The sequence below is a fragment of the Yersinia sp. 1252 StPb PI genome (genome assembly GCF_048593885.1).
GTDB lineage: Bacteria > Pseudomonadota > Gammaproteobacteria > Enterobacterales > Enterobacteriaceae > Yersinia > Yersinia enterocolitica_E.
Genome location: NZ_JAZGQE010000167.1, coordinates 1 through 10,450, shown reverse-complemented (window position 1 = coordinate 10,450; position 10,450 = coordinate 1). Strand labels below are relative to the sequence as shown.

Below are 10,450 nucleotides of genomic sequence, written 5' to 3'. Positions count from 1 at the left end.
ATATTTGTGTCATATCGTGTAGCGGCTCACAGAATAATAATTTAAATAAATATTGTCAGATAACCAATAACTGTGATAACTCTGTAGGTATTCGTTCGACACTGACAGATGAACAACCTAATTATGAAAGCGATTGTCCAAGTGATTAACCTAGTCCTAATTAGCGTGGTGGTGATTATTATCCCACCGTGCGGGGCTGCACTTGGACGAATAAAGGCATAAAAATCAAGCCTTAATCTCAAGAGAACCCCCGCACCGAAAGGTCCGGGGGTTTTTTTATTGGTACGTTAAAGACGCGAGGAACATAAAATGCACAACAGAATAAAATCCTGTGCCTCCCGCAAAAGGTCGGGGAAATAACTATGAATGGTGCTCAGTGGGTGGTTCAAGCGTTGCGTGCGCAGGGTGTTGATACGGTATTCGGCTATCCGGGTGGGGCAATAATGCCTGTCTACGATGCTTTGTATGATGGTGGTGTCGAGCATTTGCTCTGCCGCCATGAGCAAGGTGCTGCGATTGCTGCCATTGGCTATGCCCGTGCAACCGGTAAAGTCGGGGTGTGTATTGCCACTTCTGGCCCTGGAGCCACTAATCTGATCACCGGTTTGGCTGATGCATTGCTGGATTCTGTGCCGGTCATTGCTATCACCGGTCAGGTGGGGTCTGCTTTAATCGGTACTGATGCTTTTCAGGAGATTGACGTATTGGGCTTGTCACTTGCCTGTACTAAACACAGTTTTCTGGTTGAATCATTAGAGGCGTTGCCTGGTATCATGGCGGAGGCGTTTGCCATTGCTACCAGTGGCCGCCCTGGACCGGTTTTAATCGATATTCCGAAGGATATTCAGTTAGCTGTGGGTGATTTAACTCCGCACCTGATGCCAGTTGAAGAGCATCTTGTTGATTCTGCCGCCGAGTTACAACAAGCCTGGGATATGCTGGCAACCGCGCAAAAACCGATGTTGTATGTCGGTGGCGGGGTTGGCATGGCACAGGCCGTTCCTGCTTTACGTGCTTTTATCGAGGTAACGGGTATTCCTGCGGTTGCCACTCTGAAGGGCTTAGGTGCGCCGGATACTAATCACCCGTGCTATCTGGGGATGCTGGGGATGCATGGCACTAAAGCCGCAAACTTTGCGGTGCAGGATTGCGATTTACTGATAGCGGTTGGTGCGCGGTTTGATGACCGTGTTACCGGCAAGCTGAATACATTCGCCGCAAAAGCAAAAGTTATCCATATGGATATCGACCCGGCTGAATTGGGTAAATTGCGTCAGGCGCATGTCGCGTTGCAGGGCGATTTGAAAGTATTGCTGCCCGCATTACAGCAACCGTTGGATATCCAGCCGTGGCGTGATGAGGTCATGGCATTGAAACACCAGCATAGCTGGCGCTACGATCACCCTGGCCAGGCAATTTATGCTCCGTTGTTACTGAAGCAGATATCTGAGCGCAAAGCACCGCAAGCGGTAGTGACTACCGATGTGGGCCAGCACCAGATGTGGACGGCGCAGCATATGAACTTTACCCGGCCTGAGAATTTCATCACCTCCAGCGGTTTGGGCACGATGGGGTTTGGTGTGCCGGCCGCGGTTGGCGCACAAATGGCTCGCCCTGATGACATGGTTATCTGTATCTCCGGTGACGGTTCGTTTATGATGAATGTTCAGGAGTTGGGCACGATAAAACGAAAACAGTTACCGCTGAAAATCGTATTATTAGATAACCAGCGATTGGGTATGGTTCGACAGTGGCAGCAACTGTTTTTTGATGGACGTTATAGCGAAACCAATCTTTCTGATAACCCCGATTTCATCACACTGGCCAGTGCGTTTAATATCCCCGGCCAACGTATCACCCGCAAAGACCAAGTCGACGCCGCTCTGGATGCGCTGTTTAACAGCGAAGGCCCTTATCTGCTCCAGGTTTCCATCGACGAACTCGAAAACGTTTGGCCGTTAGTGCCGCCAGGCGCAGGTAATGAAACCATGCTGGAGAAAATCTCATGATGCACCATCAATCCTCTATCCAACATCAAATCTCTATCCAAGCCCGCTTCCGCCCTGAAATGTTAGAGCGTGTATTGCGGGTTGTGCGGCACCGTGGCTTCCAGGTTTGTGCTATGAATATGTCGCCAATGATTAATGCTGAGAATATTAATATTGAATTGACCGTTGCCAGCGGGCGACCTGTCGATTTACTGTCTTCTCAGTTAAGTAAGCTTATGGATGTCGCCTGCGTCGAGATCCTACAACCTAATACATTACAGATACGCGCCTGATGCGCCACAAGGAAAGAAAAGAATGACGAAGAAAGCTGATTTTATTTGGTTTAACGGTGACATGGTTCCGTGGGCAGAGGCTAAAGTTCACGTGATGTCTCACGCGTTACACTACGGCACGTCAGTCTTCGAAGGTGTCCGTTGCTACGACTCCCACAAAGGTCCGGTAGTTTTCCGTCACCGCGAACATATGCAGCGTTTACATGACTCAGCTAAAATTTATCGTATGCCGGTTTCCCAGTCGGTTGATGAGCTGATGGAAGCCTGCCGTGCGACATTGCGTAAAAACAATCTGACCAGCGCGTATATCCGCCCGTTAGTGTTTATTGGTGATGTCGGCATGGGTGTGAACCCGCCAGATGGCTATAAAACAGATGTGATAATCGCCGCGTTCCCATGGGGTGCTTATCTGGGTGCGGAAGCGTTGGAGCAAGGCATTGATGCCATGGTGTCCTCATGGAACCGTGTGGCACCCAATACCATTCCAACTGCGGCGAAAGCCGGTGGTAACTACCTGTCCTCCTTGCTGGTGGGCAGCGAAGCACGCCGTCACGGCTATCAGGAAGGGATTGCGCTGGATATTCATGGCTTCTTGTCTGAAGGTGCGGGTGAAAACCTGTTTGAAGTAAAAGATGGCATCCTGTTCACGCCGCCGTTTACCTCTTCAGCCCTGCCGGGTATCACTCGTGATGCGATTATCAAACTGGCGAAAGATATGGGTCTGGAAGTGCGTGAGCAAGTGTTGTCACGTGAATCTCTCTATTTGGCGGATGAAGTCTTTATGTCAGGTACTGCGGCAGAAATTACCCCGGTACGCAGCGTAGATGGTATTCAGGTCGGTATTGGTAAACGTGGCCCGGTTACCACCAAGATCCAACAAGCGTTCTTTGGCCTGTTCACCGGTGAAACTGAAGATAAGTACGGTTGGCTGGATCCAATCAATCAATAATCAATAAAAACTGACAGACAGAATCAGCAGGTGGTTCGTTCGCCACCTGCAACACAGAATACATTGGAGTGAAGAGACAATGCCTAAGTACCGTTCCCATACCACCACTCATGGCCGCAATATGGCCGGCGCTCGTGCACTGTGGCGCGCCACCGGTATGACCGATGATGACTTCGGCAAACCGATTATTGCAGTGGTTAACTCATTTACCCAGTTTGTACCGGGCCACGTTCATTTGCGCGACTTAGGCAAGCTGGTAGCGGAGCAAATTGAAGCGTCTGGCGGCGTGGCTAAAGAGTTCAACACTATTGCGGTGGATGATGGGATCGCGATGGGCCACGGCGGCATGCTCTATTCACTGCCTTCACGTGAATTGATTGCCGACTCCGTAGAATACATGGTTAACGCCCATTGCGCGGATGCCATGGTGTGTATCTCTAACTGCGACAAAATTACCCCAGGGATGCTGATGGCGTCTCTGCGTTTGAATATTCCGGTGATCTTTGTGTCCGGCGGCCCGATGGAAGCGGGTAAAACCAAGCTGTCCGATAAAATCATCAAACTGGATCTGGTGGATGCCATGATCCAGGGCGCAAACCCGAATGTCAGTGATGCCGACAGTGAGCAGATTGAACGCTCTGCTTGCCCGACCTGTGGTTCCTGCTCGGGGATGTTTACTGCCAACTCGATGAACTGCTTGAATGAGGCGCTGGGTCTGGCGCTGCCAGGTAACGGTTCACTGTTGGCGACCCATGCTGATCGTAAACAACTGTTCCTCGATGCTGGTAAGCACATTGTTGAGCTGACTAAACGTTATTACGAACAGGATGATGTTAGTGCCTTGCCGCGCAGTATCGCGAACAAAGCCGCATTTGAAAACGCCATGACGCTGGATATCGCGATGGGTGGCTCGACCAACACCGTACTGCACTTACTGGCCGCAGCGCAGGAAGGGGAGGTTGATTTCGATATTAGCGATATCGACCGTTTATCTCGCCAGGTGCCTCATTTGTGTAAAGTTGCGCCGAGCACGCAGAAATATCATATGGAAGACGTGCACCGTGCGGGTGGGGTTATGGGTATTTTAGGCGAACTGGACAGGGCTGGCTTGCTTAACCGCGAGGTGCGTAATGTGTTGGGGCTGAATCTGACCGATACGCTGGAAACCTATGACGTGATGCTGACCGGTGACGAAGGGGTCAAGCAGATGTACGCCGCAGGCCCGGCGGGTATTCGTACCACTAAAGCCTTCTCGCAGGATTGCCGCTTCCCATCACTGGATACTGACCGTGAAGAGGGTTGTATCCGTACTCGCGAACATGCTTACAGCCAAGACGGCGGTTTAGCTGTGCTGTACGGCAATATCGCCGCGAACGGTTGTATTGTTAAAACCGCCGGTGTGGATAAAGAGAGCCTGACCTTCCGTGGCCCGGCAAAAGTGTATGAGAGTCAGGATGATGCGGTAGCAGCGATTCTCGGCGGTAAAGTTGTGGCGGGTGACGTGGTCGTTATCCGTTACGAAGGGCCAAAAGGCGGGCCGGGGATGCAGGAAATGCTCTATCCGACCACCTATTTGAAATCCATGGGATTAGGCAAGAGCTGTGCTTTGCTGACTGATGGCCGTTTCTCCGGCGGGACGTCTGGTTTGTCGATTGGTCATGTTTCACCAGAAGCGGCCAGTGGCGGCCTGATTGGTCTGGTGCAGGATGGCGATTTCATTGATATCGATATCCCGAACCGTGGCATTGTGTTGGATGTGAGCGAATCTGAGCTGACCGCTCGTCGTGAAACTGAAGAAGCCCGTGGCGATGCTGCCTGGTCGCCTAAAGCCCGCGAACGTCAGGTTTCTTATGCACTGCGCGCTTATGCTCTGCTGGCAACCAGCGCCGACAAAGGTGCTGTGCGCGACAAAAGTAAGCTGGGAGGCTAATACCCATGGCGGTATCACAACCCTTATCTGCTGCCCCTTGCGGGGCAGAATATCTGCGGGCGATATTGCGCGCGCCGGTGTATGAGGTGGCACAAGTCACCCCGTTGCAAGTGATGGAAAAAATCTCTTCCCGCCTGGCTAATACCATTTTGGTTAAACGTGAAGACCGCCAGCCAGTGCACAGTTTTAAGCTGCGTGGTGCTTATGCGATGCTGGCGGGTCTGACAGAAGAGCAGAAAGCCTGTGGTGTGATAACAGCCTCTGCCGGTAATCATGCGCAAGGTGTCGCGCTCTCAGCCAGTAAGCTGGGTATCAAGGCACTTATCGTGATGCCGGTAGCAACCGCTGACATCAAAGTGGATGCCGTGCGCGGTTTTGGTGGTGAGGTGCTGCTGTTCGGTGCCAATTTCGATGAAGCCAAAGGCAAAGCTATCGAGTTATCCCAGCAGCAGGGTTATACCTTTGTTCCGCCGTTTGACCATCCGGCCGTTATCGCCGGGCAGGGGACGCTGGCGATGGAGTTACTCCAGCAAGACGCACACCTTGATCGGGTTTTTGTCCCGGTCGGTGGGGGTGGGCTGGTGGCCGGTGTGGCGGTGCTTATCAAGCAACTGATGCCACAGATTAAAGTGATCGGGGTTGAAGCGGAAGACTCAGCTTGTTTACGCGCCGCACTGGATGCGGGCAAGCCGGTTGACCTGGCCCGTGTTGGGTTATTTGCCGAGGGTGTCGCCGTCAAACGTATTGGCGATGAGCCATTCCGCCTGTGCCAGGAGTATTTGGACGAGGTGATCACCGTCGACAGTGATGCTATCTGTGCGGCAGTAAAAGATTTATTTGAAGATGTGCGTGCCATCGCCGAACCTTCTGGTGCTTTGGCGCTGGCGGGCCTGAAAAAGTATGTCCAGCAGCATAATATCAAAGGCGAACGTCTGGCCCATGTGCTGTCCGGGGCTAACGTGAACTTCCACGGTCTGCGCTATGTGTCAGAACGTTGTGAGCTGGGCGAGCAGCGCGAAGCTTTGCTGGCCGTGACTATCCCCGAGAAAAAAGGCAGTTTTCTGCGTTTCTGCGAGTTGCTGGGGGGGCGTTCGGTCACTGAATTCAACTACCGTTATGCGGATGCCGATAATGCCTGCATTTTCGTAGGGGTACGTTTGACGCGCGGCTATGCCGAGCGGGCAGAGATATTGGCTGAGCTACAGGCAAAAGATTATCAGGTGGTGGACCTATCTGACGACGAGATGGCCAAACTGCATGTGCGTTATATGGTGGGTGGCCGACCTTCCAAACCATTGCGTGAGCGGCTGTACAGCTTTGAATTCCCTGAATCACCGGGCGCATTGCTGAAGTTCTTGCATACATTAGGTACGCACTGGAATATCTCTTTGTTCCACTATCGTAGCCATGGCACTGATTTTGGCCGGGTATTGGCAGGGTTTGAGTTGTCAGATTCTGAGCCGCAATTTGAAGAGCACCTGGCCGCTTTGGGCTATGATTGCCATGATGAAACCAACAACCCGGCGTTTAAGTTCTTTTTGGCGGGTTAAGTTTTGGCTGGATGAAGTGGCGGTGAATACCTATCAATAACAATAAAACTCAGGGCTAATAAGTGCTGAGTTTTTTATTTCTACTTAGTTATATTTAATCTTCTTATATATTCTCAAAAATAAGCATTCCAAATGAAATTCAGTATTAGTGCAGCGTAATATCATCTGTGGATTTATTAATTGAGATGAATAATATCGCAGTTAATAACCACGTTGTTGAATGATTATTTTTTTTCATGGTTTGAATAATATATGGAGTTTTTATATGAGTGAAACATTAGCCTTGATTAAGGCATCAATTAAGCCATCGGCACCTGACTACATACCCCCTACGCCGCTAAGTAGTCGTTTTAATCCCCTGCAACACTCAATTCAGTCTTATTCAATGCCCGATGGGGCGACAACAATTGAAACAACGCGTCGCAAAGGGGAGATCATTAGGCAAATTGTAACAAAAGAACACATTGATGCTGCAAGCAATAAGATGGTTGAAGTGAAAACCTTTGATGCAGCTACCAATACGATGAATCAGGCTATCGAGCACTTTGATTTGAAGAATAATATGACTAAGAGGGTCGTTGAAAGCTTTAGCTATGATTCGGTTAAAAAAGCGGTTCAATTGGGAGAAACCTTGGTAATAGAACAAAGCTTCGATGCTAAAAATAATATAACTCGCCGCGCTGAACAGATATTTGATGCTGCTGGTGGAACCATTTATAACGTGATTAATACCTATCCCAACGTAAACAGTACCAACAATTTGCAAAGCGATATCTGCCGACTGACAGATTCGATAAACAGTTTCCCTACCAAAGAGAGCACTCCTGCTCCTGTGGGGGCGACTATGGGTAATCCTTTAACTCTGGGGCCAAGGAATCTTGTTCCCGTCATGAATTACTCTTCTCGATTGTAAACTACAGCAGCCCCCAAAATGCTTCGATTAACGGCTCATTGAGCCGTTTTTTGGGTACACAAACCCCCAGTTCAAATGGCTCGACCAACGAGATATCATCCAGCAAGGAAATGCGGTTGCGCACCGGTTCCGGGCTGTTATCCACCACTACCGATGGGATCAGTGCCACACCGCAGCCCAATGCTACCATTGATACAATCGCCTCATGGCCGGAAACCGTAGCATAAATCAATGGGTTACTGATGCGTTGACGGCGGAACCACAAATCAATGCGTTTTCGTGATGGGCCATGCTCAGGCAAAATAAAGGGGACCGTGGCCCAATCGGGCTGTTCCACCGAAACCTGTGAACGCACTGCGCAAGGCAGTGCTGGTGCAATCAGAACCAGTGGAATCTCGCCAATCTGGGTAAAGGCAATGCTGGTGGGGAGCACTTCAGGGCGACCCGCAATACCGAGATCAGCCTCATTCGATTGCACTTTATCCACCGCATCGGCGGCATCACCGGTAGTGAGTTTGATTTCAACCAACGGATGGCGTGCGCGAAAGCGATCCAGAATGGGGGGCAAATGGCTATAAGCGGCGGTGACCGAACAAAATAGCCGCAGTTCACCACTGAGCGATGGCCCATGCTGGCCTAGTGCATGGCGCAGTTGCTGGTACTGTAGCAATGTCTGTTGAGCAAAAGCCTTGAGCTGTGTACCAGCATCGGTCAGTTGCACCGTGCGGTTGTCACGTAAAAACAGGGGCTGTCCGAGCGTCTCTTCCAGCCGCTGGATCTGGCGCGACAGGGTGGATGGACTGACGTGTGTCGCTTTAGCCGTGCGGCCAAAGTGGCGGCTTTCAGCCAAATGCAGAAACAATTTCAGGTCACGTAAATCCATAACAGACAGCCTCTTAGGTGAGAAGAGCTATTGTATTGCATAAGAAATAAACTGTATTGCAGAATTTGCAACGTCACATTGTTAATATATCAATTTCAGCAATGTGTTTCCTGTCATATAGTGAATCCAAGATAATCCCCGGCCCAGACAGGGGATGTGAAAAACAGCAACACACAACATTAGCTACACAAACACAATATTCGTTTGCAGTAACCAAAATAAATAGCTGCACCCACAAAACAGAACCCGAACGGAGTAATACCATGGCTAACTATTTCAACACATTGAACCTGCGTCAGCAGTTGGCGCAATTAGGTAAGTGTCGCTTTATGGCACGTGACGAATTTGCCGATGAAGCAAGCTACCTGAAAGGTAAAAAAGTGGTGATCGTCGGCTGTGGCGCACAAGGCTTGAACCAAGGCTTGAACATGCGTGACTCTGGCCTGGACGTGGCTTACGCTCTGCGTAAAGAAGCGATTGCTGAGAAGCGTGCTTCATGGCGTAAAGCGACTGAAAATGGCTTCAAAGTAGGTACTTACGAAGAGTTGATCCCACAGGCTGATTTGGTGGTTAACCTGACACCAGACAAACAGCACACCGCAGTGGTTCAGGCAGTTCAGCCACTGATGAAAGATGGTGCAGCACTGGGTTACTCTCATGGCTTCAATATCGTTGAAGTGGGTGAGCAAGTTCGTAAAGACATCACTGTGGTGATGGTAGCGCCGAAATGCCCTGGCACTGAAGTTCGTGAAGAATACAAACGTGGTTTTGGTGTGCCGACGCTGATCGCGGTTCACCCGGAAAACGATCCTAAAGGCGAAGGCATGGCGATTGCCAAGGCTTGGGCGGCAGCAACCGGTGGCCATCGCGCGGGTGTGTTGGAGTCCTCTTTCGTTGCGGAAGTAAAATCTGACCTGATGGGTGAGCAGACTATCCTGTGTGGTATGTTGCAGGCTGGTTCATTGCTGTGTTTCGATAAGCTGGTTTCTGAAGGTACTGACGCGGCTTATGCTGAGAAACTGATTCAGTTCGGTTGGGAAACCATTACCGAAGCGCTGAAACAAGGCGGGATTACGCTGATGATGGACCGTCTGTCCAATCCGGCTAAACTGCGTGCTTATGCGCTGTCTGAACAGTTGAAAGAAATCATGGCTCCGCTGTTCCAAAAGCATATGGATGACATCATTTCTGGTGCTTTCTCTAGCGGCATGATGGCTGACTGGGCGCAAGACGATGTTAAATTGCTGAACTGGCGTGAAGAGACCGGCAGAACAGCATTCGAGAATGCGCCACAGTTTGAAGGTAAAATCTCCGAACAAGAATACTTTGACCACGGTGTATTGATGATTGCCATGGTGAAAGCGGGCGTTGAGCTGGCATTCGAAACTATGGTTGACTCCGGTATCATCGAAGAGTCTGCATATTATGAATCACTGCATGAGTTACCATTGATCGCCAATACCATCGCTCGTAAGCGCTTGTATGAAATGAACGTGGTTATTTCTGATACGGCTGAATACGGTAACTACCTGTTCGCGAACGCGGCGGTTCCGTTGCTGAAAGGCAAATTCATGGATTCACTGCAAGCAGGGGATTTGGGTAAGAGCGTTGCCGGTACTGCGGTTGATAACGCGCAACTGCGTGATGTGAATGAAGCCATTCGTAACCACCCAATTGAAGCCGTAGGCCACAAACTGCGTGGCTATATGACCGATATGAAACGTATCGCAGTTGCGGGCTAAGTGTCCCTTTTGTCTTTGACGCCGCTGCGTTATTAGCGGCGTTTAACTCTGCGTGAAACAGGCCGCTGCCATTAAATAATGGCAGCGGCTTTTTTTTATCTCAAATTTAAGCCATATCTTGCAGACGAAAATTTATTAAATTAATGCTATCCCGGCCCGAAAAAAATCTTGTACGGTGTTAATCGTGGTTTAACACATCGCA

General features: G+C 50.2%; 9 protein-coding genes. 8 read left to right on the top strand and 1 reads right to left on the bottom strand.

What is annotated here, in order from left to right:
• The first annotated feature begins 123 nt into the window (after window positions 1-123).
• The 7 genes from ilvL to V2A85_RS18930 all read left to right on the top strand — a co-directional run bounded on the left by ilvL (window position 124) and on the right by V2A85_RS18930 (window position 7,623).
• Window positions 124-222: an ilv operon leader peptide gene (gene ilvL / locus V2A85_RS18960; protein WP_071817873.1), complete on the top strand. Its 99-nt coding sequence runs from the start codon at window positions 124-126 to the stop codon at window positions 220-222.
• A 140-nt stretch (window positions 223-362) separates the two neighbouring features.
• Window positions 363-2,009 carry an acetolactate synthase 2 catalytic subunit gene (ilvG, locus tag V2A85_RS18955; RefSeq protein WP_083161836.1) on the top strand — a complete coding sequence of 549 codons (1,647 nt, stop codon included), beginning with the start codon at window positions 363-365 and terminating at the stop codon, window positions 2,007-2,009.
• Entirely contained in the window at window positions 2,009-2,281 is a 273-nt protein-coding gene (gene ilvM, locus V2A85_RS18950; protein WP_372560674.1) for an acetolactate synthase 2 small subunit, read from the top strand. The genes ilvG and ilvM overlap by 1 nt, the downstream gene beginning before the upstream one ends.
• A gap of 22 nt (window positions 2,282-2,303) precedes the next feature.
• Complete coding sequence (locus tag V2A85_RS18945) at window positions 2,304-3,230, top strand: branched-chain amino acid transaminase (RefSeq protein WP_083161838.1); 927 nt, start codon at window positions 2,304-2,306, stop codon at window positions 3,228-3,230.
• A gap of 79 nt (window positions 3,231-3,309) precedes the next feature.
• Window positions 3,310-5,160 carry a dihydroxy-acid dehydratase gene (gene ilvD, locus V2A85_RS18940; RefSeq protein WP_083161840.1) on the top strand — a complete coding sequence of 617 codons (1,851 nt, stop codon included), beginning with the start codon at window positions 3,310-3,312 and terminating at the stop codon, window positions 5,158-5,160.
• Between the two features lie 5 nt (window positions 5,161-5,165).
• Window positions 5,166-6,710: a threonine ammonia-lyase, biosynthetic gene (gene ilvA, locus V2A85_RS18935; protein ID WP_372560098.1), complete on the top strand. Its 1,545-nt coding sequence runs from the start codon at window positions 5,166-5,168 to the stop codon at window positions 6,708-6,710.
• A gap of 265 nt (window positions 6,711-6,975) precedes the next feature.
• The gene (locus tag V2A85_RS18930) at window positions 6,976-7,623 is read left to right on the top strand and encodes a hypothetical protein (protein ID WP_420072099.1); all 648 of its coding nucleotides are present in this window, start codon (window positions 6,976-6,978) and stop codon (window positions 7,621-7,623) included.
• 1 nt (window position 7,624) lies between these two features.
• On the opposite strand, the gene ilvY is transcribed toward V2A85_RS18930, so the two are convergent.
• The gene (ilvY, locus tag V2A85_RS18925) at window positions 7,625-8,506 is read right to left on the bottom strand and encodes an HTH-type transcriptional activator IlvY (protein ID WP_005190304.1); all 882 of its coding nucleotides are present in this window, start codon (window positions 8,504-8,506) and stop codon (window positions 7,625-7,627) included.
• A gap of 263 nt (window positions 8,507-8,769) precedes the next feature.
• On the opposite strand from ilvY, the gene ilvC reads away from it, so the two are divergent.
• The gene (gene ilvC / locus V2A85_RS18920) at window positions 8,770-10,248 is read left to right on the top strand and encodes a ketol-acid reductoisomerase (protein WP_372560096.1); all 1,479 of its coding nucleotides are present in this window, start codon (window positions 8,770-8,772) and stop codon (window positions 10,246-10,248) included.
• The last annotated feature ends 202 nt before the right edge of the window (window positions 10,249-10,450 follow it).